Origin of the sequence: Bradyrhizobium ottawaense (assembly GCF_900099825.1) — a bacterium.
Lineage (GTDB): Bacteria > Pseudomonadota > Alphaproteobacteria > Rhizobiales > Xanthobacteraceae > Bradyrhizobium > Bradyrhizobium ottawaense_A.
Map to the genome: position 1 here is coordinate 623,279 of NZ_LT629693.1, position 22,538 is coordinate 645,816.

Annotated in this window: 27 protein-coding genes and 2 pseudogenes; 10 read left to right on the plus strand and 19 right to left on the minus strand. The window is 60.7% G+C overall.

From position 1 onward, the window contains the following. Positions 1 to 126: 126 nt before the first annotated feature. Positions 127 to 426 (minus strand): hypothetical protein, encoded by a 300-nt coding sequence (locus tag BLR13_RS03120; RefSeq protein WP_074827717.1) that lies wholly within the window; start codon positions 424 to 426, stop codon positions 127 to 129. Positions 427 to 637: 211 nt separating this feature from the next. Between BLR13_RS03120 and BLR13_RS03125 the strand changes: the two genes are divergently transcribed. Further along, positions 638 to 826 carry a DUF2188 domain-containing protein gene (locus tag BLR13_RS03125; RefSeq protein ID WP_074827715.1) on the plus strand — a complete coding sequence of 63 codons (189 nt, stop codon included), beginning with the start codon at positions 638 to 640 and terminating at the stop codon, positions 824 to 826. Positions 827 to 1,282: 456 nt separating this feature from the next. On the opposite strand, the gene BLR13_RS42390 is transcribed toward BLR13_RS03125, so the two are convergent. The 6 genes and pseudogenes from BLR13_RS42390 to BLR13_RS03150 form a co-directional block, all read right to left on the minus strand. Continuing rightward, positions 1,283 to 1,774: a cytochrome d ubiquinol oxidase subunit II gene (locus BLR13_RS42390; protein ID WP_349532634.1), complete on the minus strand. Its 492-nt coding sequence runs from the start codon at positions 1,772 to 1,774 to the stop codon at positions 1,283 to 1,285. Then, positions 1,758 to 2,288, minus strand: a pseudogene (locus BLR13_RS42395) (cytochrome d ubiquinol oxidase subunit II); the annotation flags it as partial. The gene BLR13_RS42390 and the pseudogene BLR13_RS42395, both read right to left, overlap by 17 nt. Then, complete coding sequence (locus BLR13_RS03135; RefSeq protein ID WP_074827714.1) at positions 2,285 to 3,685, minus strand: cytochrome ubiquinol oxidase subunit I; 1,401 nt, start codon at positions 3,683 to 3,685, stop codon at positions 2,285 to 2,287. The gene BLR13_RS03135 and the pseudogene BLR13_RS42395, both read right to left, overlap by 4 nt. 318 nt (positions 3,686 to 4,003) lie before the next feature. Beyond that, on the minus strand, positions 4,004 to 4,429 hold the full coding sequence (locus BLR13_RS03140; protein ID WP_074827713.1) for a DUF3775 domain-containing protein: 426 nt from the start codon (positions 4,427 to 4,429) through the stop codon (positions 4,004 to 4,006). Between the two features lie 4 nt (positions 4,430 to 4,433). Next, the gene (locus BLR13_RS03145; protein WP_074827711.1) at positions 4,434 to 5,174 is read right to left on the minus strand and encodes a universal stress protein; all 741 of its coding nucleotides are present in this window, start codon (positions 5,172 to 5,174) and stop codon (positions 4,434 to 4,436) included. 157 nt (positions 5,175 to 5,331) lie between these two features. Then, positions 5,332 to 5,817, minus strand: coding sequence for a DUF1931 family protein (locus BLR13_RS03150; protein WP_074831994.1), 486 nt, complete (start codon positions 5,815 to 5,817; stop codon positions 5,332 to 5,334). A gap of 162 nt (positions 5,818 to 5,979) precedes the next feature. Between BLR13_RS03150 and BLR13_RS03155 the strand changes: the two genes are divergently transcribed. After that, complete coding sequence (locus BLR13_RS03155) at positions 5,980 to 6,210, plus strand: DUF2188 domain-containing protein (protein ID WP_074827710.1); 231 nt, start codon at positions 5,980 to 5,982, stop codon at positions 6,208 to 6,210. 90 nt (positions 6,211 to 6,300) lie between these two features. Here BLR13_RS03155 and BLR13_RS42535 read toward each other — a convergent pair whose 3' ends face one another. Continuing rightward, complete coding sequence (locus tag BLR13_RS42535) at positions 6,301 to 6,642, minus strand: hypothetical protein (protein ID WP_079586833.1); 342 nt, start codon at positions 6,640 to 6,642, stop codon at positions 6,301 to 6,303. A gap of 731 nt (positions 6,643 to 7,373) precedes the next feature. Here BLR13_RS42535 and BLR13_RS03165 point away from each other — a divergent pair. Then, a complete protein-coding gene (locus tag BLR13_RS03165; protein ID WP_074827708.1) occupies positions 7,374 to 8,378 on the plus strand; it encodes an NADP-dependent oxidoreductase in 1,005 nt (334 codons plus the stop codon). 207 nt (positions 8,379 to 8,585) lie between these two features. Here BLR13_RS03165 and BLR13_RS41545 read toward each other — a convergent pair. Continuing rightward, a pseudogene (locus BLR13_RS41545) lies at positions 8,586 to 8,923 on the minus strand (site-2 protease family protein); the annotation flags it as partial. A 77-nt stretch (positions 8,924 to 9,000) separates the two neighbouring features. Between BLR13_RS41545 and BLR13_RS03175 the strand changes: the two are divergent. Together BLR13_RS03175 and BLR13_RS39895 are read left to right on the plus strand one after the other, a co-directional pair. Then, complete coding sequence (locus tag BLR13_RS03175; protein ID WP_074827705.1) at positions 9,001 to 9,264, plus strand: hypothetical protein; 264 nt, start codon at positions 9,001 to 9,003, stop codon at positions 9,262 to 9,264. Then, the gene (locus BLR13_RS39895) at positions 9,261 to 9,416 is read left to right on the plus strand and encodes a response regulator (RefSeq protein ID WP_143039799.1); all 156 of its coding nucleotides are present in this window, start codon (positions 9,261 to 9,263) and stop codon (positions 9,414 to 9,416) included. Before BLR13_RS03175 ends, BLR13_RS39895 begins: the two co-directional genes overlap by 4 nt. A 167-nt stretch (positions 9,417 to 9,583) precedes the next feature. On the opposite strand, the gene BLR13_RS03180 is transcribed toward BLR13_RS39895, so the two are convergent. The 6 genes from BLR13_RS03180 to BLR13_RS03200 all read right to left on the minus strand — a co-directional run bounded on the left by BLR13_RS03180 (position 9,584) and on the right by BLR13_RS03200 (position 15,227). Further along, a complete protein-coding gene (locus BLR13_RS03180) occupies positions 9,584 to 10,795 on the minus strand; it encodes a c-type cytochrome (RefSeq protein WP_244525072.1) in 1,212 nt (403 codons plus the stop codon). 31 nt (positions 10,796 to 10,826) lie between these two features. After that, entirely contained in the window at positions 10,827 to 12,605 is a 1,779-nt protein-coding gene (locus BLR13_RS03185; RefSeq protein WP_074827701.1) for a GMC family oxidoreductase, read from the minus strand. 11 nt (positions 12,606 to 12,616) lie between these two features. Then, on the minus strand, positions 12,617 to 13,339 hold the full coding sequence (locus BLR13_RS03190; protein WP_074831991.1) for a gluconate 2-dehydrogenase subunit 3 family protein: 723 nt from the start codon (positions 13,337 to 13,339) through the stop codon (positions 12,617 to 12,619). Positions 13,340 to 13,547: 208 nt separating this feature from the next. Further along, positions 13,548 to 14,042 (minus strand): hypothetical protein, encoded by a 495-nt coding sequence (locus tag BLR13_RS03195; protein ID WP_143039798.1) that lies wholly within the window; start codon positions 14,040 to 14,042, stop codon positions 13,548 to 13,550. A gap of 40 nt (positions 14,043 to 14,082) precedes the next feature. Then, positions 14,083 to 14,370 carry a hypothetical protein gene (locus tag BLR13_RS39900; RefSeq protein WP_074827697.1) on the minus strand — a complete coding sequence of 96 codons (288 nt, stop codon included), beginning with the start codon at positions 14,368 to 14,370 and terminating at the stop codon, positions 14,083 to 14,085. Between the two features lie 41 nt (positions 14,371 to 14,411). Then, on the minus strand, positions 14,412 to 15,227 hold the full coding sequence (locus BLR13_RS03200) for a universal stress protein (RefSeq protein WP_074827696.1): 816 nt from the start codon (positions 15,225 to 15,227) through the stop codon (positions 14,412 to 14,414). Positions 15,228 to 15,555: 328 nt separating this feature from the next. Between BLR13_RS03200 and BLR13_RS03205 the strand changes: the two genes are divergently transcribed. Then, positions 15,556 to 15,786 (plus strand): DUF2188 domain-containing protein, encoded by a 231-nt coding sequence (locus BLR13_RS03205; protein ID WP_074827694.1) that lies wholly within the window; start codon positions 15,556 to 15,558, stop codon positions 15,784 to 15,786. A gap of 24 nt (positions 15,787 to 15,810) precedes the next feature. Here BLR13_RS03205 and trxC read toward each other — a convergent pair whose 3' ends face one another. Beyond that, complete coding sequence (trxC, locus tag BLR13_RS03210) at positions 15,811 to 16,263, minus strand: thioredoxin TrxC (RefSeq protein ID WP_074827692.1); 453 nt, start codon at positions 16,261 to 16,263, stop codon at positions 15,811 to 15,813. 227 nt (positions 16,264 to 16,490) lie between these two features. On the opposite strand from trxC, the gene BLR13_RS03215 reads away from it, so the two are divergent. From BLR13_RS03215 to BLR13_RS03230, 4 genes are all read left to right on the plus strand, one after another. Continuing rightward, positions 16,491 to 17,231 carry a rhomboid family intramembrane serine protease gene (locus tag BLR13_RS03215; RefSeq protein WP_074831989.1) on the plus strand — a complete coding sequence of 247 codons (741 nt, stop codon included), beginning with the start codon at positions 16,491 to 16,493 and terminating at the stop codon, positions 17,229 to 17,231. Positions 17,232 to 17,264: 33 nt separating this feature from the next. Continuing rightward, entirely contained in the window at positions 17,265 to 18,128 is an 864-nt protein-coding gene (locus BLR13_RS03220; RefSeq protein ID WP_074827690.1) for an SDH family Clp fold serine proteinase, read from the plus strand. Positions 18,129 to 18,322: 194 nt separating this feature from the next. Beyond that, positions 18,323 to 18,733: a hypothetical protein gene (locus BLR13_RS03225; RefSeq protein ID WP_074827688.1), complete on the plus strand. Its 411-nt coding sequence runs from the start codon at positions 18,323 to 18,325 to the stop codon at positions 18,731 to 18,733. A gap of 26 nt (positions 18,734 to 18,759) precedes the next feature. After that, a complete protein-coding gene (locus BLR13_RS03230; protein ID WP_079586830.1) occupies positions 18,760 to 19,155 on the plus strand; it encodes a PRC-barrel domain-containing protein in 396 nt (131 codons plus the stop codon). Positions 19,156 to 19,166: 11 nt separating this feature from the next. Here BLR13_RS03230 and BLR13_RS03235 read toward each other — a convergent pair whose 3' ends face one another. From BLR13_RS03235 to BLR13_RS03245, 3 genes are read right to left on the minus strand one after another with little or no spacing between them, the layout of a single operon-like run. Next, complete coding sequence (locus BLR13_RS03235; protein ID WP_074827686.1) at positions 19,167 to 19,640, minus strand: phosphate-starvation-inducible PsiE family protein; 474 nt, start codon at positions 19,638 to 19,640, stop codon at positions 19,167 to 19,169. A gap of 26 nt (positions 19,641 to 19,666) precedes the next feature. After that, positions 19,667 to 21,211: a DHA2 family efflux MFS transporter permease subunit gene (locus BLR13_RS03240; protein ID WP_074827683.1), complete on the minus strand. Its 1,545-nt coding sequence runs from the start codon at positions 21,209 to 21,211 to the stop codon at positions 19,667 to 19,669. Between the two features lies 1 nt (position 21,212). Further along, entirely contained in the window at positions 21,213 to 22,232 is a 1,020-nt protein-coding gene (locus BLR13_RS03245) for an HlyD family secretion protein (protein ID WP_074831983.1), read from the minus strand. Between the last annotated feature and the right edge of the window lie 306 nt (positions 22,233 to 22,538).

Below are 22,538 nucleotides of genomic sequence, written 5' to 3' on the forward strand. Positions count from 1 at the left end.
CAGTCAATACAGGTGCGTTGCACCATCCTTGCCGATCATGGCCTGCAGCGCCTTCGTTTGCGGATAGCCCGCAAGAATTGCAGATTGCCGAAATCTACCGACGGCCGCGGTTCGCTGCCGGCGATCTCAGCGGTTATCCCGCCGCCACTCTTCTATTGCCAGCCGCATGGCTTCCGTGCGGTCGCAACCGCTGCGGTCCATCCAACGCCTTATCAGGTTCTCTCTGCCCTGCGCACTCGTCATCGAGAAGACACGCTGGAAGTCCCGCTGAATTTCGGCTTGCCGTCCAGAGGACCGCTCGATTTCCGGTCGCCGCGCATTGAGAATCGGCCGCTGGAGCTGCGTGCGCTGATGAAATAGATAAAAGACAACCCCACCGACAAGGGACAGAAGCAACACGACTGCGATAATCTCTGGGGTATCCATGTCTGATACTCAGCTTGTGGATCGCTCGCCGTTTATTTCTCCTGCCTCGACCATTTGCATTGACGGATGACAAGATTTTTTCCTGCCAATCTGATACGGATGGCGCGCTGCTCTCGGAGCGAGGATCGGCGGCGCTTTCCGTGCCGCGTGGACAGTGAACTGGAGCCGGGTTCGCCCATCCAGGTTAGGTCCGCTAAATCGGAGATGCATCATGGCAATAGCAAGCTACGCGGTGGTCGGCTCTGGCGGAGTGTGGCGCGTCAAACATGACGGTGAACCCGTGGGCAGCTATCGAACCAAGGAAGCTGCCTTCGAGGCAGCCGTTGCTGCTGCCTCGTCGGCAGTTCGTGAAGGGTACGAGGTGCAGCTTTCAGTACCCGGGATTCGCATCGAACCTTGACTGGCTTGGATCAATTGAAGCTTAACGTCTCGGGGCGGCGCAATGGGGGTGTGGCGCCGAAAGCGGCGGAGAAGACGTCCCGCAGCTACCAGGTCGCCGGATTTACGGCCCCGCCCTTCGCGCGGCGATCCGCGTTATGCCAGACCAATCGGCGTCTCCTTCGCCTTGGGCAGTGGCCTCGATGAAATGATCTCGCACCAGGCTCAGGACCGGCATCGTCCAAGCGTCGGCTGCCGCAAGCGCAGCGCATATCCTTCAACGCAAGCGACGTCTTAGAGCCATCCGGTGGCGCTCGGCCAAGCGCGTCAAGCGCGCAGCCAACACCAAAGGTGGCCGCAACTTGCTGGCGATAGTTTTTCGACATATTCTTATCAGTGAGACGCTGACCCCATTTCAACCTTTTTTTGGTCAGTAGCAAAATCCCGCTGCGATGGTATCCGAGTTGCTGCGGTTGCTTCAGTGATACCCGATGTCGGCCCGCACCTTGCCGCGAAAGACCCAGTAGGACCAGCTCGTGTACATCAGGATGACTGGCAGCAGCGCGAGCGTGCCGACCAGGAGAAAGGCCTGGGTCCGGTCCGAGGACGCCGCCTCCCACAAAGTGAAATGATGCGGCACGATCATCGGGTAGAGGCTGATGGCAATCCCGGACAGCACGAAAAGTCCGATGCCGCCCACGAAGGGGAGAACTTCCGAACGGCTGTGCAGCGCGCGCCATGTAAGAAGCGCGGCGGCGGCTGTCGCAAGGGGAACCGGCGCCAGAAACAGGATGTTCGGAAAAACGAACCAGCGTGAGGCGATCGCCGGATTCATGATCGGCGTCCAGACGCTGACGGTACCGATCGCCGCCAAGACGCCGATTAGGCAAACACTGCCCTGAGTGGCGGGCAGCGTCCTGAAGGTCGCCTTCGGTCTTGAGAATGAGCCAGCCCGCGCCGAGCAGTCCATATCCGAATAACAAGGCTATGCCGGTCAGGATCGAGAACGGCGTCAGGAAATCGAACGAGGTGCCTGAAAACACCCGGCCGCTGACCCGGAAACCCTGGATGAAGCTGCCGAGCACCACGCCTTGCGCGAAGGTCGCAATGCCCGATCCGTAATTGAAGACGTGGTCCCAGAACGTCTCGTGTTCGGCGTCGCGAAAGCGGAATTCGAACGCGACGCCGCGAAACACCAGCGCCAGCAGCATCACCAGAATCGGAAAATAAACCGCGGGAATGATGATGGCGAAGGCGAGCGGGAAAGCCGCGAGCAATCCAAGCCCGCCGAGCACGAGCCAGGTTTCATTGCCGTCCCAGATCGGCGCGATCGAATTCATGATGGTGTTGCGCGCGGCGGTGTTCGGTGCGAAGCCATAGAGGATGCCGACGCGGAGGTCGAAGCCGTCGAGCAGCACGTAGAAGAATACGGCGACGCCGAGGATCAGCGTCCAGATCGGCACGAAGTCGAGAACCTGGCTCATGGTTCGCTTCCTCCTGAAACGCCTGCTCCCGCCAGCACCGGAGCCTGGGGCCGGCCGGCCTCGATCGTCGCATCTCCTTCGGCCGCCGGCATCGGACCGGCGCGGACAATGCGCAGCATGAGAAACAAACCTGTGGGATACATGAAGAGATAGACCGCCATGTAGGCGAGCAGCGAGATCGCGACGTCGCGGCCGGTCAGTGACGGCGAGACGGAGGCTGCCGTTCGCAGCAGGCCATAGACCGTCCAGGGCTGGCGTCCGACCTCGGTGACGGCCCAGCCGGCGATGACGGCGACGAACCCGATGGGAGTAGCGATCTGGCATAGAAGCAGAAACAGCGGCGTGTCGGTAAGCCGCCTGCGCCAGCGCAGCCATCCGCCGAGCAGCACGATGCCGAGCATCAGCATGGCGCATCCGACCATGATCCGAAAAGCGAAGAAGGGTATTGCAACAGGCGGCCGCTGATCGGCCGGGAAATCCTTGAGGCCTTTGATCTCGCCGTCCAGTTTATGGGTCAGGATCAGGCTACCCAGCCCCGGAATCTCGATGGCGGCATGATTGCTCTCGGTCTTTTCGTCGGGGATCGCGAACAGGGTCAAAGGTACGTTCCGGCCGGTCTCCCAGCGCACCTCGATGGCGGCGAGTTTCGCAGGCTGGTGCTCCAGCGTGTTGAGGCCATGATGGTCGCCGAGAAAGATCTGCAGCGGCACCAGCGCGGTCAGCAGCCACAGCGTCATCGACAGCATCGTGCGGCCTTCTTCCGCAAATTTTTCGCGGCGGAGCAAATAGGCTCCGACGCCGAGCACGACAAAACCGGTGGTGATAAAGAAGGCGACCACGGTGTGAGCCTGCCGGGAAGGAAAGGAGGGATTAAAGATCACCTGCAGCCAGTCGGTCGGAAAGAAACGGCCATCGACGATTTCGTAGCCGGCCGGCGTTTGCATCAAGCTATTCGCTGACAGAATCCAGAAAGACGAAAACAGCGTGCCCATCGCCACCACCAGCGCTGCAACAAAATGGGCCCAGCGTGGCACCAGCTTTCGCCCGAACAGCAGGACGCCGAGAAACGCCGCCTCGAGAAAAAACGCCGTCAGGCCTTCATAGGCGAACAGCGGCGAAAGGACGTTCGCGGTCGCATCCGAATAGCGGCTCCAGTTGGTGCCGAGTTGAAACGGCATGACGACACCAGTGACAACCCCCATGCCGAAGGCGATCGAGAAAATCCTGGTCCAGAACATCGAGACGCGAAGATAGACGTCGCGCCCGGTCGCAAGATTGTATCCTTCAAGCACGGCAATGAATGCGGCGGCGCCGACGGTGAAGGCTGGCAGCAGGATGTGCCAGCCAATCACCCAGGCGAATTGCAATCGCGACAGGAAAACCGGATCGAAGTCCATTTCCGTCACTCCCGGCAGCCATGGCTACGTTCGAACTGCCACAGAAACCGAATACAACTTACGGCATTTCGGACGCGCCGTTAACCGCCTGAGGCAGCTTTGACAACCCTTTTTGTGCTTTTCCGGCAATCCACCGCAATCCGCGCAAACTGCAGCAACAAAATGCGCTGGTTCTTGTTAGAGCAAAAACAATACAATCGACGCAATCGCTAATTCGGAGAACCGGTATCCGGTGCTACATTCATTAGCCCGCGCGGGCTGCCCCGATCTCATAAGAGCAGCGTCGAAACCGCCGGCTTTGTGGGTCCCTGGCGGATCTCACAGGTGGTCCTTTTCAAACTCTTCGCACGAACGGCCGAACGCCGCGAGAGCCTCTTCTAAATAATCGGCCAAAAGGGGTTCTCCAAGCAGGTACGATGCCGTGCGTTTGTTGTGCACACGCGCGGCCTCGGCCCTCAGATCATCCCAGTCTGCTAAGGTACCATCGCCTCGGCCGAGCCAGGTCAGGGTGACGAGATCGACCTGCTCGTCTTCGCTCACGGCTTCGATAAACGCCACCAGTTCCTGCTCGACAGGATCATCCGGCCGATCCTCCAGCACCTCGATCATCCGGTCGTCGACCGGATGATATCCATCATCGCCGAAGGAGGTGTCGACGTCCTTGACGTCGAATTCACGCGCTTTCATGACAACAAAGCATATCTTTTCCGCCGAAATCGACAGGCTCGGAATCGGATCGGCCATTTTTTCATCTCAGGGAGGCAAGTTGCGTCACCCGCGGGTCTCCATAGCGGCAGGGACGACTACGTGACCGACTCCGCAGGAAACGCCGGTAACCGGATTGCAGGGGCAAATGTCCATATCCGCCCATGACGATGAGGTTGGCCTTGCGCCGTTCCGCCTCTGCCATCAGCTGGGTCGCGACTTCTTTGTGGCTGCTCTTGATTCGATGCAGCGCGGCGTGGATTTCGTGGTGCCTGAGATGATTAACGGCGTCGACACCGAAGACGGCCTCTTCTTCAGTTGGGTGCTCGCTGGTCACGACCACGACCGTCACCTCTTCCGCCAGGCATAAAAATGGGATGCTTTCGCTCAAAGCCCGGGCCGATTCCCGGCTGCCGCTCCAGGCTATCAGGATATGACCGAAGTCAATGTTTGGCCGCTCGGTCTCGGGGACCAAGAACAGGTGCCGGCCCGATCCGAACAAAACCCCTTCGACCAGCTGATCGGGATCCATCGCACCATCGGGACGCAGCGACACAAAGGTGTCGGCGGAGCGGGCCTCGCGCGCCGCGATCTTGGCGATGTCGTCCTCCAGCACATCGAACCGCCTGATCTCGACCGGCCGCTCCAGCATCTGAAGGCGCCTCGTCAGCACCTTCTCGATTTCATCACCGGCCTCGCGTGCATGCTCGATCAACTCGGTCGTCGCATCCCCTTCGACCGGACCGGGCAAGGGCAAGGGATTGAGAAACAGGCCGATGATCACTTTTGGTTGGAGCCGTCGGGCAATATCGGCGACCGCCGCAAGGCGGACTTCGTCAGAGACGCCTCCATCCAGCTACACCATCACATCCTTGATCATCGCACCCTCCTGGCTCGGCCACAAACGCCGCGATGCGACCGCTTCCATTTGCGGTGCCGTATTACATCAGCAGATCAAAAATACGGAAGCAGAGCTGCCAGTGTTCGGTGTGCGGATGCTTCAAGTCGCCATCGATGATCCTGAAGGCGCGCGCGAGCGCCACGCTGAGCCCGCCTGCCACCACCGGCAGGTGATCCTCGATATCTTCGTCACAAACCAGGCCCAGCGGCGGACGCGGGGTGAGCTGATCGAGAACCGGCCGCAATTCGATCTGCTCGTCGATGTTCTCGAATTCCTGGATGCATTTTTCCAGGCCCTTGGTGATCGGCAGATCGACTGGCTCTATGATAGCCCGGCCGTTTGCTTTCGCGGTGGCTTCAGCGCGAACCAGGAGGTCGTAAACCTTCTGATTGATAAAATCGCTGTAGCGCTTGAGGTCCTGCTTGTCGACATCGAGCCCGGCCGCGATCCGGAAGAATCGCTCGAATTTCGCCACGCTCATGACATGGCTGGTGTTCTTCTTGCTCGATTCTGCCGCGGCGATCATGGCTTCTGATTCCTCGCCGCGATGGTGCCGCGAGTGGGCGGAACTCGCATTGACGGCTGTCAGATTCTCCTGGTTTTCTTGCTGGTGCAAAACAATTGATCCCCGTCAGGGCACCGCCGCCGATCCTGTGCCAACCGTTACTCGCCGGCGGGAGTTCAGGCGATGGCAACAGCCGCTATTCATATTGTTCCGGACGATAGCTTCGACGACTGGATCGTGCGCGGCGACATTGGCGACGAGTTCGGCCACTACCCCACCAGAGAAGCCGCCGAGCGGGTCGCCGAGGCAATCGCGCAACAGCGCGAGACCGAACTCGTCGTTCACCTTCCTGACGGGAGAACAACCTGCAGGAGCTTCGCGAAGGGGTGGCTCGCCAGATTGTTCCGGCGATGATCGGACGCAATCGGCCAGTTCCCTATTACACCTTGACGCCGTCAACGTGTGAATAAGCGTGCAAGAGTGACCCCTCCACCGCTAGATGCATCAATAGTTTAGCGTGCCGATCGGCGTCGGGACCCCGCGCCGATTAACAGCTTCGACGCCGAGAGCGCAGCGCACTGGCTTCGCGAAGGCTTGGGCGACCTCATCGCGTTCGGCCGCAAATTTATCGCAAACCCCGATTTGCTCGTCCGGCTGCGCATCGGCACACCGTTGAACGTCGACGATCCAACTACCTTCTACGGTGGAGGCGCGAAGGGATATCGCTCCGGCGGAGCCCCACGGTGCGTTCAACAACTGAAGAGAATTATTGCCAAACGACCATTCGGGATGAGTCCCCTCGATCAGGCCCGCACCGTTTTCAACTAGCCCAACGGCCAGACCCAACACCGTATTCGGGAGGGCCCATCTTTCCTACTAATGAGGATCTACCCTCGACCCAGGTCCTAAAATCGGCGCTAAAGGCACCGAGGATCGCTCCATTTGCAAACTTCTCTCCATTAATCGCTGAAGTAGTACCGCCAATCAAACTGGACTTCACAACATTACCTGTATAGCCCATTTCCTGGGGGCCATATGTGCTGACTGCTGTGGCAATGAGGCCGGCTTCGAATCCGGTCCAGAAATTACCGCCTTCCGCAGCCTGACGAGTTCCGGCAATCGCACCATGGGTGGCAATCGAACCGACCCCGGATGCGGTCGTCGTCTGCGTACCAACCGCACCAAAATAAGCATTGGCTTCCGCGGACGCAGCGCCCGCAAAAGCGCGCCGATTATGTCGTCCGCGCTGCCTCCGTACAGAGCAGCTCCGAGCGCCCCGCCAGCGGCACCAGCGGCCATTCGGAGCTGGAACGCCTTCGTGGTCTTCTTGTCCGAGTTGCGATTTCTCAGACGGAGTTCGATGGTCTGTCCGCCTCGCGCCAAACCGGACCTTCCTCAAACGTGGCTTTTGACCCTGAGCCGACGTATGGTGGTGGTGCCGGCTTGCAGCGCCAATTGTCATTCCCACAGACCGGCACAAGAGAAGCGAACGATTTAGGCCCGAGTGACGTTAGGGTTGGGGCTATTCAACCCAGAAGGGGAGTGGTGATACCCTCGAACCCTGAGCGTGAAGACCCATGCGCGCATACGTTCTCAAGCATTACGGCGGCCCTGAAGGCTCGCAGTTGATGGATGTCCCGGCACCTACGCCGAGGCCGCGCGATATTCTTGTTGAAGTACACGCTGCCGGTCTGAACCCGGTAGACTACAAGTTCCGACAAGGGAAGCTTCGCGCAATCCTACGGCCAAAGCTTCCGTTCGTGCTCGGCAACGAACTCGCGGGCGAAGTTATTGCCTTGGGCAGCGACGTCAAACGGTGGCGCGTGGGTGACCGTGTGTTTGCCCGGGTCGCAAAGGATCGTGGTGGCGCATTCGCGGACCAAGCATGCGTCGACGAGGATCACGCTGCGCTTATGCCCCGGAATCTGGATTTCACGACTGCCGCGGCCGTACCGCTGGCGGGGCTGACCGCTCTGCAGGCATTAAGGGACGAGCTCGGTGTCAAACCAGGACAGAAAGTGTTCATTTCAGGCGGTGCCGGAGGGGTCGGCACCTTTGCGATTCAGATCGCCAAATGGTTGGGTGCACATGTAACAACAACGGCTTCGAAGCGAGGTGAAGCGTTGGTGCGCTCGCTCGGCTGTGATGGGGTGATCGATTATGCGACTCAGGATATCTCCAAAGCGGAAGGCAGATTTGATGCGGGGTTTGACCTGATCGGCGGCAAAACCCTGGAGCAAATGTTCGAAATCATGAAGCCGGGAACCAAGATCGTTTCAATAGCCGGTGTTCCGGAGCCGCAAACGGCGATCAAGGACCTCGGAGGCCGCCGCGCCCTTGCCGTCGTGTTCTGGATCATCAGCTACGGTATCAGATCGCGAGCTCGACGCGTAGGGGTCAGCTATCGATATCTTTTCATGCATGCAAGCGGTACTGAGCTCGCTGGGCTTGCCGAACTCATCGAACAGGGACAACTGAAGGTCATCATCGACAAAACATGTCCGTTTACGAAAATTCCCGAGGCTCTAGCCTACGTCGAAAGCGGACACGCCAAAGGGAAAGTCGTAGTTACGATGAGGTGATGACTTGCCCCGCCTCGACGAGGTGGCCCGGTGCTCATCAGCGATTTGCGGATGCTTGGCCCCACCGTTAACGCGCGCACCTTGTGCCAGCAAATTGCACAAAGCGTCAGTTATAGCGGTGTAACGACATGTCCCTAGTCGGGTGCACTGCGGCCAAAGTCTCGCTTTTGGTAGAGTCGAGATGTGGCGCGGTGGCGTTAGACCGAACGCGATCACGACATTGACCAGCGGGCCCGCGATCGCGATGAGGAATTCCTCCAGCGGTTTTTCCGGAATGCGCTCCAGCCGCGCAACGCCACCGATCGGAAGCAGGATGACATCGGGTGTCAGAACGCCGAATGCGCGCGCCGTCAGGATGTGGCCGAATTCATACGCCAGCACGCAGAGGAACAGAAGCACCACGAATAGATGGCTGCTCTCCACGCCGCGTTGGGCCCGCCCCAGACGTAGCTCGCGCCGAAAATCCAGGCGAGGAAGAGGATGAACGTGATGTGGATCCGAACGGCTGTTCCGGCGATGGAACCGATCTTCAGGGACCAAGACATGGCTTGCCTCGCAATGGTCGGGCTTCGAGGCAGACTTAAGGAGGAAGTCCTGCTTTTTCGAGGGCCGCGGCGTTAGGATGAAGCGGCTGTCCTGCTGCCGCATTGACAAACCGCAGGCCCAAGCGGGCGTCATGAAAGCGAAATTGACCGACGAAGCCCGCAAATCAGTGCTTGCCAAGTTGTCCGGCTGGAGCGAGGTGGCCGGCAGCGATGTCGCCTCACGCGTCAGCCAGACGCCTTATGCGGTCTCGATAAGGACATCCTTTGCTCGCATCGTGGTGCACCGCTCGGCCCGACGGTTGAGCTTCGGGGCTTTGGCGCGAAGCAATGCGATGAAATGACAGGCGTTGAGCTCGCGAAAGCGATCCACGCCACATATCCGGGCTTGCCGGTCATCGTCGTCACCGGCTACGTCAATCGCGAGGAACTAAAGGATTTCGGCGAAGCACGAATGCTTCAGAAGCCCTATACCGAAGGCGAACGCCTGTGGTGAGCCAGCAGGCGGCGCCGCTGCCGCCGAAGATCGAGGTGCGCCCCGCGCCCGGTGTGGCGCGGCCGGCGAAGCCGCGGCGGCCGCCGCTCGTCCTGACGCCCCCGGTTGCGAATCCACCGCGATCCGCGGTCTAGGGCGGATGCAGAGCGCGAAGTTGACCCGTCCCTCTAATCGGATCGGGTGCGAAGTTGGTCGCGGGCCTTTCCCACGGTTTCAGCGGAAACCGGCGCGGCCGCCGTTTGCCAGGCATTTCGAACGTAGGTCAGGACGGCGGCGACCTGGTCGTCATTCAATTGCCAGCCGAACGACGGCATGCCCGGCGCGGTCGGTTCGGCTGTGGTGGCCACGCTACGTCCGCCGCGCAGGACAAGTCGAATGGCTGTCGTTGGGTCGCTGGCATGGACAAGCGAAGATTGCGCCAGCGATGGAAACAGCATCGCCACCCCGCGTCCGTCGATACCATGACAGGCGGAGCATTGATCGCGATAGATGGCCTGGCCTGCGGTCATGACGGGTGATGCTGCTTGCGCCGTCGTCGCATCCTGCCTCCCCGGCAGTGACTTCAGATAGATCGCGATCGCATTGAGATCGCTGTCGCTATATTGGGATGTGGAATTGAGGATTTCTTCAGTCATCGGTCCGATGGCAGCGGTCAACCGGTTGTGGCCGGTCTTGAGATAGCCTGTGATATCGGCCTCGCTCCACCGGCCCAGTCCCTGATTGGTGTCTCCGGTGATATCAGGTGCAAACCAGCCCTGCAGGTTGAAGCCGCGAAGGTTATCGCTGGTCTTGTCGCCTCCGAGCAGGGATTTCGGGGTATGGCAGCTCGTGCAATGGCCGGGGCCTTGCACCAGATAAGCGCCGCGATTCCAGGTCGGGGACTGGTGGCTGTCGGGCTGGAATTCTCCCTCGGTGAAATACAGCGCGTCCCAGGCCCGCATCGCCGCCCGAATATTGAATGGAAACGGCAGCGTGTTGGAATTGACCGGCTGATGTACGGGCTCGACCGTTGCCAGGTAAGCCCGGATCGCAAGCACGTCGTCACGCGACATCTTGGTGTACGCAGGAAACGGCATCGCAGGGTACAGCCGGCTGCCATCCGGATGCAGCCCTTTGCGGACCGCGTTTTCGAACTGCTCGTCGGTCCATGCGCCGATACCGGTGTCGGCGTCGGGCGTGATATTGGACGAGGTGATAACGCCGAACGGCGTTTCGATCGCACGACCGCCGGCAAAGGGCTTGCCGACGTTCGGCACGGTATGACACGCGTAGCAGTCTGCGACCGTCGCCAGGTAATGACCCTTTTCGATCTGATCGAACGCCTGGGCGTCCGGATTCGCAGCGCCGCTGAATCCGAGCCCGGACAGCCAGACGGCCACCGTACAAATCAGAATTGAGGGTGTCCGCGCTCTATGCATGGATCAGCGGCCCCGGATTCTTCAGATACTGTTTGCGGATTGCCGCAGCCGACCAATACGCCAACGCTGCCACCGTGCCGGTCGGGTTGTAGCCGGGGTTTTGCGGGAATGCGCTGGCGCCCATCACAAACAGGTTCGGTACGTCCCAGTTTTGCAGGTAGCGATTGATCGCGCTGGTAGAGGGATCGGCGCCCATGATCGCGCCGCCATTGAGGTGCGTGGTCTGGTAATCGGTCGAATCGTACGGTCCCTTGCGATACTGCTTGTCGACCGTATGCGCGCCCATCTCCCGGATGATCTCGGCGAACTTGTCGGTTAGGAAGACATTCTGCTTCAGCTCATTGTCGTGGAAATCGATGGTCAGCCGCACCAGCGGGCGGCCGAAGCGATCCTTGTAGGTGGGATCGAGATCAAGATAGACATCGCGATAGCTGTAGAAGCTTCCGTGGACGCCGGTTCCCGGTTTGACGGTGCTGAGATAGTTGTCGCGCACCGCGCTCTTCCAGGCCGCACCCCATTTTGGCGTGCCGGGCGGCACAAGCGTTGACTGAATCGGCCGGCCGTTGGTCTGCACCTGGCCCATGTAGCCGCCACCGACGAAGCCGTGCGGGCCGTGATCGAAATTGTCGCCGTTGAATTCGTCGATGCACATGCCGATCGAACCCGACGAAATGAACGGATTGAAGTTGAATTTCTTGTTGTCGAAGAAGCCGTTGACGCTCGATATCGTCTGATGCGTGAAATTTCGGCCGACCACGCCAGTGTTGGCGGCGGGGTCATAGGGGCTACCTATCTTCGAGTGCAGCAAAAGGTGCACGTTAAAGATGGCGTAGGCCGACAGGATGACGAGGTCGGCGGGCTGCTCCCATTCGACGCCGCCGGTATCGACGAAGGTGACGCCGGTGGCATGCTTGCCCGAACGGTCGAGGTCGATGCGTATCACTTCCGAAGTGTCGCGCAGCGAAAAATTCGATTTGCGGATCAGGAATGGCAAGATGGTCGTCTGCGGACTGGATTTGGAATAATTGCCGCAACCGAACCACTCGCAAAATCCGCAATAGGTGCATGGGCCCAAATGAAGCCCCAGCGGATTTGTATAGGCCTGCGACATATTGCCGGACGGCTGGGGAAAAGGCTTGTAGCCGAGGTCGCGCGCGGCCTTTGCAAACAGTGTGTGGCTGAAGGGCTGTTTTTGCGCAGGGTTGGGGTAGGGCCGTGAGCGCGGTCCCTCAAACGGATTACCGCCTTCCTGAATCTGGCCGCGTAGATTGCCCGCCGTGCCGCAGGTGCCGGTAAGATACTCGAAAGCGTCGTAATGCTGCTCGAGATCGTCATAGGTCACGCCCCAGTCCTGGATCGTCATATCCTGGGGCAGGAACGAAGCGCCGTAACGCTCGGTCAAATGGGTTTTCAGCAAGAAATCCGATGGCAGGAAGCGAAAGGTTTCCGCATTCCAGTGCACGCCGCCGCCGCCGACGCCGTTCGGCGGCATGAATGAGCCCCAGTCGCGGATCGGCAGCGCGGTTTGATCCATCTTGTTGCGGAATGTGAAAGTCGTTTGCTCCGGGCGCAGGAAAAGCTCGTGGCGGATGCGATAGCGCAACTCGTCTTGGGCATAGTTTGGCGGGAATTCGGTCGGAGTGTCGCGCCAGGGACCGCGCTCGATTGCGATCACATCGAGGCCCTCGTCGGTCAGCTCGTTGGCCATGATGGACCCTGTCCACCCAAGCCCGACGATAACGACGTCCTTTTTTGGAAGCTTCCGCGACATCGCTCCTCGCTCTAAGTTTTCGGTGACCAGTCCGTGCGGCCCATGATGCTCACGGGCGGCAGCGGAAAGCGCTCGTTGTGGCGATCGACCCAATCGAGATAATTGTAACGCGCGCCGGGGTAACCGATCATCTTCCACGCGACCATGTCGCGGTTGCCGCCATACAGCGGGTCAGCAAAGAATCCTTGCTGCACATCCTTGATGACTTGCGCGAAGAAGACTTTGCCGTCGACGCCTTCGAGCTTGACCTTTACATCCTCAAGGCCCTTGAGAAGGTCGTCCTTTTCCTGATCGGACAGCTCGGGGAAGCGCTTTCCCTGATGTTTCGACTGACAGTATTTATCGAGCGCGGCGAGAGCGTCGCGATAGCTCGCTGCCGGGCCTTTCGCAGATTGCGCGCCTTGCTGCTTCGTTCCCGGCATGAAGGGTGGTCTGGTGTAGAGGCCGTCGGACCGGCCGTAGGGGCCGGCCAGCTGGCGATCGATAAATACGCCGCAGCCAGAATCCTTGCCGCCGGGGGTTTGTGGATCGGGCGGAATGATGCGATCGGCGAGCGCCTCGACGGCGTGGCCTTCATCTGAGGTGAAGTAGTGCCACGGGCCTGGCCTCACCGGGACCGGAGGACTGCCCGCATTCGGCGTCCACGGCAGGCCGCCGGAAATGACTGCGGCCCGGCTGTTCATGGTGCTGAGCACCAGGATCGCAGTCCCCGCCAAAAAGTCGCGGCGCTTCATCATCAAGATCCAGCTATAACTGCCAGCCGACCAATGAATGCGGATGTCCTGAAAATGTTTCCTTGACGCCCGTCAATTCCGCGCATTTGAAGTTAGCGATCCGTTGCAATCGCAACGAGGTAGCGATGATGTCGGAGGTCCATTATTTGCTTGAGCGATCGTCAGAGCCTGATCTCCCGTTCCACCCCGATCGTTGCTGGCGCGGGGCTCACTCGCGGGGATGGATATTAATCGATGGCTGCCGAAACTTGGCCGTTCCGGAAAATGACCGTAGATCGTCGTCATAGTCACCCATCTCTGGATCACCGTGTAGCTCGATGAACAGAGTCACAGCGCGCCAGTATTCAGAAATCGTACCTGTTGGCCGCTCACGCGCCTTCTCCCAGCCTTCGAACGCAACCTGAAGGGTCCCCCCAGCCTCAAGCGCTCCGGTCAAGCCCGCTGCGAACTTGGGTGTCTCGACTGGCTCACCCGCATTGCGCTGCTCAAGGGCCTGCAGGGCACGCACACATGCGCGTAGGACGGCGATGCCTAGCGCCGGGTATGACGGACTGCCCGGGGCGAGGTTGATTCCGAAGGCGGCTAGCGCGTCAGCCACATCCTCCTCGACCGCTGCGATGTCGCCCAAGGCTAACGCCTCTCGCATCGACTTCAGGCTCTCCTCATCCAGCACGCGACGATAGCGCAGTTGATCTACGGACAAGCCATGCGGCGGCAACGTCTCGTAAGGGAACGCCCACGGCTCAGGTCACGACGGCTAATGCGCGCTCCAGGCTGGGGCCTGGCGTGCATTGCGTCGCCTCGATGCGGAAGCGCATCTGGGCTATCGCAAAGGAAAACAGAGCGGCGTTTGGTTTCGCCCATTTCTCCAGCTTGAACGCGCCTCCGCCCGCCATATTGGTCCTGGCGAACTCCATAGCCCATGGATCTTTCTCGGGCGGTCGAGGGCCGCCGGATCGGCGAATGCGATCGATTTCCCGCGGCGCAAGCGTTGGGAACATCTGCTCGCGGCGGCTATCGATCGTCGACATCTCAGGCCTCGCTTTATCGGGGATGTGGGCGATGCGTGTCTCTAGTGCGCCATCAGCAGCGGTACAGGCGCTTCATGCATCAGGCTGTAGGTCACCCCGCCCAGCAGCCGCTCGCGCAGGCGATGATGGCTGTATCCGCCCATGACGATCAGATCGGCCTTTCGTCGATCGGCCTCTGCCATCAATTTGGCCCCGACCTCGCTGGGGCGGCTCTTGATGCGATGAAGACCGGCATCAATGCCATGATGCCTGAGATGATTGACGGCGTCGATGCCCATCACGGCCTCTTCCTCGGTTGGTCGTTCGCCGATCGCGACCACGACCCAAACCTGTTTCGCCTTGTGCAGAAACGGCATCGCTTCGGCGAGCGCCCGGGCCGCTTCCCGGCTGCCATTCCAGGCGACAAGGATGCGGTCGAACGCGATCTTCGGTCGCTCCGCCTCGGGAACGAGAAAAACGTTCCGGCCCGATCCGAACAGTACGCCTTCGACGAGTCGTTCGGGATCCGTCGCGCCGTTCGGACGGAGCGCCACAAACGTGTCGGCCGAGCGCGCCTCACGGGCGGCAATATTGGCGACGTCGTCGGCGAGTGCATCGAACCGCCGGATCTCGACCACCCGATCAAGCATTTGCAGCCGCTTGGCCAGCGCCGCCTCCATCTCGTCACCCTCCTCGCGCGCCCACTTGACGATATTGGCGGTGACATCACCCTCGATCGGTCCGGGCAAGGGCAAGACGTTGAGATACAATCCGACAACCACCCGGCTCTCGAGCCGCCGGGCCATGTCGGCAACGGCCGCGAGCCGAATTTCGTCGGAAGCGCCGCCGTCCAGCCAGACCATCACATCCCAGATCATCGCTATCTCCTGACACGACGACAGACGCCGCGATGTTTGGACCGCAGCGCTACATCGACAGATCGAAAATACGACATCGACGCCGGCGGAGATCCGGATAATCGTTCGAATTTCGCCGCGCTCATGACGCGGGTAGCGGGCGGTTTGTTCGATTGCACAGCAGCGGTCATGGCCAACTCCTTGGCATGATCTTGCCGCGCATGGCACGGACTCCCATTGATACCCGTCAGATTCTCTCGGTTTTCTCGGCGGGCTCAAAATTGATCCTCGTCACGGCATCATCGTGATTCCTCCGACTATCATTACGCATCCGCGTGGAGTCCGACCGATGGCGGCCACCGCTATTCACGTTGTTCCCGACGATAATTTCGACGACTGGGTCGTGCGTAATGACAATGGGCACGAGATCGGTCACTATCCAACCAGAGAGGAAGCCGAGCTGGCTGCGCATGCGACCGCGCGAGAACTGCAGACGAAGCTCATCGTTCATCTCCCCGACGGGAGAAGGAAGTGCGAGAGTTTTACCAAGGGGTGGCTGGCCAAATTGTTGGGCAGTTGATCCGACGGCATCATCTAACGCCCGTCACACCTTGACGCCGTCGACATGCTCACGGGCCCACGCCAGTAACTGGGGCAATGATACGGCGCCGGACTGGCGGGCGGTCTCCCTACCGTGATGCATCAGCATTAAGGTCGGTATGCTCTGGATGCCGTAGCACTGCAGCAGTTCCGGCACCGCATCGCTGTCCACCTTGATCAGCCGCACCTCGGGCTCGAGTTCCGCTGCTGCCTGTTCGAAGACCGGCGCCATCGCCTGGCAGGGACCACACCAGGCGGCCCAGAAGTCAACGAGCAGCGGGACGTCGCTGTGCCTCGCATGCTTATAGAAGCGAGAGGCATTGTCGAGCGTCGCCGGCCGCCCCTCGTAAAGCGGGCGATGGCACGACCCGCACTTGGCATGATCACGCAATCGCTCGCGCGGCAAGCGGTTGACGGAGTCGCAATGCGGGCAGACGACGTTCAGCGCACTGGTCATGTGAACTCCCGGGCAGGCTCAGTCTCGCAGGATGACGCGCCGCGGCAGCGATCACCTTGACTTGCGAAAACTTATCGGACCCGCGCGGAGAACAATTGTTGTCGCCGCCTTGACGGCCATCATTGTTTCGGCACGGCGCCCATGCGCGAATTGACCAGTTCATCGTCCTGGCGACTGCGCGCGGGCCTCGCAGCCGCAATATGATCGCCCGGTCCGAAGAGACGCAGATGATTCCGATCAGGAATGCTGTCCCATCCCGCTACCCGCCAGTGATCACCTGGATGCTGATCGCCGCCAATTGCCTCGTGTTCGTATTCCAGGACAGCCTCAGCCCCTCCGAACTCGTGCTGTTCGTGCGCCAATTTGCGCTCATCCCCGCGCTCTATTCCGATTTCCTTACGTCCGGGGAGACCGATCTGGCTGCCAGCGATTTCCTCCCCTTTTTCACGATGATGTTTCTGCATGGAGGCTGGCTCCATCTCATCCTGAATATGTGGACGCTGTGGCTGTTCGGCCCGAGCATCGAGGATCGGCTGGGCCATGGCCGCTATCTGGCGTTCTATCTCGCCTGCGGCCTCGCGGCTTCGTTGGCTCACGTCCTGTTCAACCCGGTCTCGATCGTACCCGCATTGGGCGCGTCCGGCGCAATCGCAGGCATTCTCGGATGCTTCATGCGCCTGTTTCCGCTGGCGCGGATCATCGTGATCGTCCTTATCCTGTTCATTCCGCTATTCGTCGAAGTCTACGCGTTTGTCTTCATCGGTCTCTGGTTCCTGATTCAGCTGTTCCAGTCGACGATGGGACTGCTGCTGCCATCCTCCAGCGGAGACGTCGCGTGGTGGGCCCATGTTGGAGGATTCCTGGCGGGGTTCACGCTTGGCCCTCTCCTGGTCCGGTCCAGGCAGCGCTACCGCGTCTATTACCCGGACGAGGGTATGCTCGGCTTCGATACCAATGGGCGGATATGAGCGGGTGTGAGTGTCAAGCCATAGGAGGATCCCATGTCGATCGGTGATATTGTCTGGCTCTTCTTCATATTCTCCGCGGTCCAGCCGATGCTGCGGCAGCAGATGCTCGAGGCCATGCGTATCCGCAAGATTTCGCAGCTCGAGCGCGAACGAAAATCGCGGGTGATCCTGTTGGTGCATCGGCAGGAGACCATGCGGTTTCTCGGCTTTCCGATTGCCCGCTACATCGACATCAATGATTCCGAAGACGTTTTGCGTGCGATCCAGATGACCGACGCCGATGTGCCGCTCGACCTCGTTCTCCACACGCCGGGCGGTCTCGTCTTGGCCGCGCTGCAAATCGCGAAGGCTGTCCGTGAGCATAAGGGCAAGGTCACGGTCTTTGTGCCCCACTACGCCATGTCAGGCGGTACGCTGATCGCGCTCGCCGCTGACGAAATCGTGATGTGCGAGCATTCCGTGCTGGGTCCGATCGACCCGCAGCTCGGTGAGTCACCGGCGGCTTCGCTCATCAAAGTGATCGCCGAGAAACCGATGGCGAAAATCGACGATCGGACGCTGATCATGGCCGATGTCGGACGCAAGGCAATTGCGCAAGTCAAGGAGGCCGCAACCGAACTCCTGACCCGCCGCCTGTCCGCGGAAAAGGCTAGCGCCCTCGCGGACAAACTCACCTCGGGTACATGGACGCACGACTATCCGATCTGGGCCTCGGTCGGAAAATCGCTCGGCCTGTCGATCAGCACCGACATGCCGGATGACGTTCTTCAATTACTGAAGCTGTATCCGCAACCGGTTCGCATGCAGGGCGGCGGCGGCGTGGAATACCTGCCGGTGGAGCGGCGATTGCCGGGAGGGTCCAAGGTGGATTCGTCGGGGTGGAATTCGGCTCGATGACGCCGCAACATCGTCGCCCGCCCCCGACCTCCGCATGTTCACGGACCAGCCGATCTAAATCTGCGCCATCTTGACGGAGGTCAACGCCGTCGGGGCCTGCAATGTCTATCAAGGCCGGATAGCCACGCGGTTGGCGCGATGTGTCGCCCCGGCAGCGCAATTGGTCTGAATCCTCAATCCATCAGGAGGCAAACATGAATCAACTCATTCGCGGAGGCGCCATCGTCGTTGCGATCCTTGGTACAAACGGCTTCGCCGCCGCCCAGCGGACCGGCTCCGCGCAACCCGAGTTAACGGCAAATCAGCAACAGACCGTCAGCCAAGGGCTCGCAACATCGCCTTCACAACCTACACCGTCCGGCGAGCAAGCGCAGGTCGGCACGCATGTTCCGGATTCCATGTCGCCGCAGGCGATGCCAAACAACGTCACCGATCAGGTTCCGGAGACGAAGAATCTCCTCTTCGTCAAGCTGCCGGACCGGATCCTGTTGATCGACCCCGACAACAAGCTGGTGACCCAGATCGTCATGGACGACAATTCGAGCACCACCGGCTCGAATACCGGCGGATCGAGCACCAATACTTCCGATCGGCCTTCGCGGTAGAAAATCGGATCGGGCAAGGTAATATCATGAACAGGTTCCGCCTCTCGTGGTCAGCCGCGGTCGTTCTTACGATCGTCGCTCTCATTCCGTGGACGGATCGCGCCGCGGCACAGGAAGTCGCTCTGACGCCCCTGGAGGCGACCGAGGTCGCGAGAGGCTACCGCGCCGAAACCATCAAGCTGAAACCTGTCGTTAACGACAAGAACGAGACGATCGGGCGCATCAACGATTTCATCTTCGGCAAGGACGGCAACACCTATGCTATCCTCGCCGTCGGCGATTTCACCGGCCTTGGCGGCCACTTGATTGCGGTCCCTTTCCGCAACCTCAAGCTGGACGATCCATCCGGCTACGTCGTGCTGCCCGGAGCCAGCCGTAGCGCGCTCGAGAAACTGCCGGTCTTCGTCGGCAATAATCGATAGCGCCGCCCACGTCAGGCCGCCTCGTCGCCTTCCCGGTCGCGGACACCGATCAGCCAGTAGATAAGGCCGAGCGCTAGGATCGCGGCTGCCAACGCCAGAATGTGCAGCGCATCGGTCTCCGTGAGGTCGAGGATGATGACCTTGCGGCAGATCGCCAGCAGCGCGATCATCACGACCGATCGGATCTGGACCACGGTGTTGCGGCCCTCGGCCACCACCAGAAGCGATTTCTTGAATTCGAGCGCAATGATTACGGTGAGGATCATGCCGAACACGGCCTGGAACGCCGAGTAATCGGATGGGTCAAGGCCTCCCGAGAGAACCAAGCCGAACAATATCTTCAGCGTCAGGGTCCACAGCGCGGCCACGACTATGACCACGATCAGCGCCGTGAGGAACATGACGACGAAGTGCTCGAAGCGCTGATAAAGCGACAACAGCCTGAATTTCTCCCTCGCCTCCCTAAACTCCTGTTTGATCGACATCAGAGCCTCCGGTGCGGCGCGCGATCTCAAGCTTCTGCAAGAGTTCCCGCCTGACGTTCCTTGCCAGGCGGTCGGCGTGGCCGTTGTACCAGCAACACCAGGGGAATCGCCAGCAGCGATACGAACATCATCAGCTTGAAATTGTCGATGAACGCGACGGCTTCCGCCTGCGCGGTCACAAGCTGGGCAAGCGCGGCGCGCCCGTGAACGGTGGCAACACCGAGTTGCTGGGCATGGTCGCGTATCACCTGCCTGTAGACGGTCACATGCTCGACCAGCCCGGCCTGCGTGACGGCCGAATTGCGCACCAGCAGATAACCCATCATGGAGATGCCGATGCTCGCGCCGATATTGCGCATCAGGTTGAACAGCCCGGTTCCCTGCGTGCGCAGCGCCGGCGGTAGCGTGCCGAATGCCACAGTGCCCAGCGTCACGAAGACAAAGCCGATGCCGAAGCCTTGCAGCAGGCCGGTGCGGACCAGGGTGCCCTGCGACACATCCGGGGTGAAGCCGGTCATCAAATAGAGTGAGAATGCGGTTATGCCGAGTCCGGTGGCGATCAGAAGCCGCGCATCGACGAAGCGGATGAGCTGTCCGGCCAGCAGCATCGCGGCCATGGTGCCGACGCCGCGGGGGGCGAGAACGAGGCCCGCCGTCAGCACCGGATAGTTCATGAGCCTTTCGAGATAGGGCGTCAGCAATGACAGCGTCGCCAGCAGCACGACGCCGACGATGAAAATCAGCATGATTCCGATCACGTAATTCCGGTCGCTGAACAATGCGAGGTCGATGAAGGGATCGGACGCGGTCAGCGAGTGCACGGTGAAGAGGTAGAAGCCGAGCACGCACAACGCAGCCTCGAGCTGGATTTCGCGCGAGGCGAACCAGTCGAGCCGCTCGCCCCGGTCGAGCAAGAGCTGCAACGCGCCAATGCCGAGGCTCAACGACGCGAAGCCGAGCCAATCCAGTCGTCGGGTCAAGGGGCGATCGGCGCGCCGCCCGAGAAACAGAAAAATGCCGAACGCGCACAGCACGCCAAGCGGCAAGTTGACATAAAACACCCAGCGCCAGCTGTAGGAGTCCGTGAGCCAGCCACCGAGTGTCGGCCCGAGAATGGGCCCGAGCATCACGCCAAGCCCGAATACCGCCATCGCCTGGCCCTGCTGCTCCCGCGGATACGCGTCGAGCAGCACGGATTGCGACAGCGGCACCAGCGGCGCGCCAAAGATGCCCTGTAGCAGCCGGAACACCACCATTTGCGCCAGCGAAACCGCGGCCCCACACAGCATCGAAGTCACGATGAAGCCGATCACCGCTGTCAGGAACAACGGCTTGCGGCCAAACCTCGCTTCGAGCCAGCCGGTCGCCGGCGTGATGATCGCAGCCGCCACGATATAGGAGGTCAGCACCCAGTTGATCTGGTCGCTGGTCGCCGACAGGCTGCCTTGCATATAGGGCAGCGCGACGTTGGCAATCGTGGTGTCGAGCGCCTGCATCAGGGTCGCAAGCATCACGGTTGCCGTGACCATTCCCCGATTGATGACCCCGCTCGTGGCCGCATCGCCCGCCATTTCAGGCTCCAAAGATCGCGGTAAGGTCGCGCCACAGCTCTCGGAGCGAGCGCTGGTGGCCGGTATCGATCGAGACCTTGACGCTCATGCCGGCGCGCAAGGCGAGGTGCTCCGGGTTCTGACCGAAGGAAAGCCGAACCGGCACGCGCTGTACCACCTTGACCCAGTTGCCGGTGGCATTTTGCGGCGGCAACAGCGCAAACACCGAACCGCTCGCAGGGGCCACCGTCGTCACTTTGGCCGCGAGCGGAGCATCCGGATAGGCGTCGACGACGACGCGCGCGTGATTGCCTTGCCTCACATAGGTCAACTCGGTCTCCTTGATATTGGCCTCGATGTAGAGATTGCTAGCCGAGACCAGCGGAAAGGCGGATTGGCCGGCATTCAGAAACACCCCGACTGCGATGCTTTCAACATTGTTCGGGACACCGTCGAACGGCGCGACGATGGCGGTGAGCCGCAGATTACGTGCCGCGAGATCGACCGCCGCCTGCGCCTGCTTCACCGCAGATTGCTGATCGACCGGCAAATCCGGATTGCCGCCGAGCTGCGCGAGCGCCGCCGCGGCCTCCCGCTCCAGACTCGCAAGATTGGCCTTCGCGGCCTGAAAGTCGCGGATCGCAGCATCGAGCGTGGCCCGCGGCGCGGCGCCAGTATCAAAAAGGTGCTGTTGGCGCTCGAAATTGGTTTGCGTGTAGTCGACCGTCGCCTTGGCCTCATCGATCTGCTTTTGACGGGCGCGATAGGTCTCGATCAGGGTGTGGGCCTGATCGCGCGCAATGCCGAGCTGGGCCTGGGCGTTGGCGAGCGCGATCCGGTAAGGCTCGGGGTCGAGGTTGAACAGCGGAGCATCCTTGCTGACCTCTGTGTTCGACTTCGCTGCGATGCTGACGACCTGGCCCGCGACCTGCGGGCTGATCGAGGCACTCACAGTCTGCATATAGGCATCTTCCTCCGACACGTAGCGGCCGGTCGCCAGATAAAGGCCGATTGCGCCAACGACCAGGACAACTGGACCCATGATCAGGAGCGGCCGTCGCCAGCGGCCCGGTGACGCGGCCGGCGGACTTTGCTCACCGGATGCCTGCGTCGAACCGGAAGTTTCCCGATTCTCCTGAGGCGAACGCCGGGAGGCTAGGCGTGCGGTGCCCGGTTCGCCGGATTGCGAAATCATATCGAGGCTGCCATCTGCCATTGCGCGATGCCTCCGCCATCCTGGTTCCCGTTAATGGTGCATCAAGCGAACGATCGACACCTTGATGGGTATCAGTGTTCCTTTGGCCCAGCGCATCGACGACACGTCCGGCGCGCCTTGCAAATGCCGCGA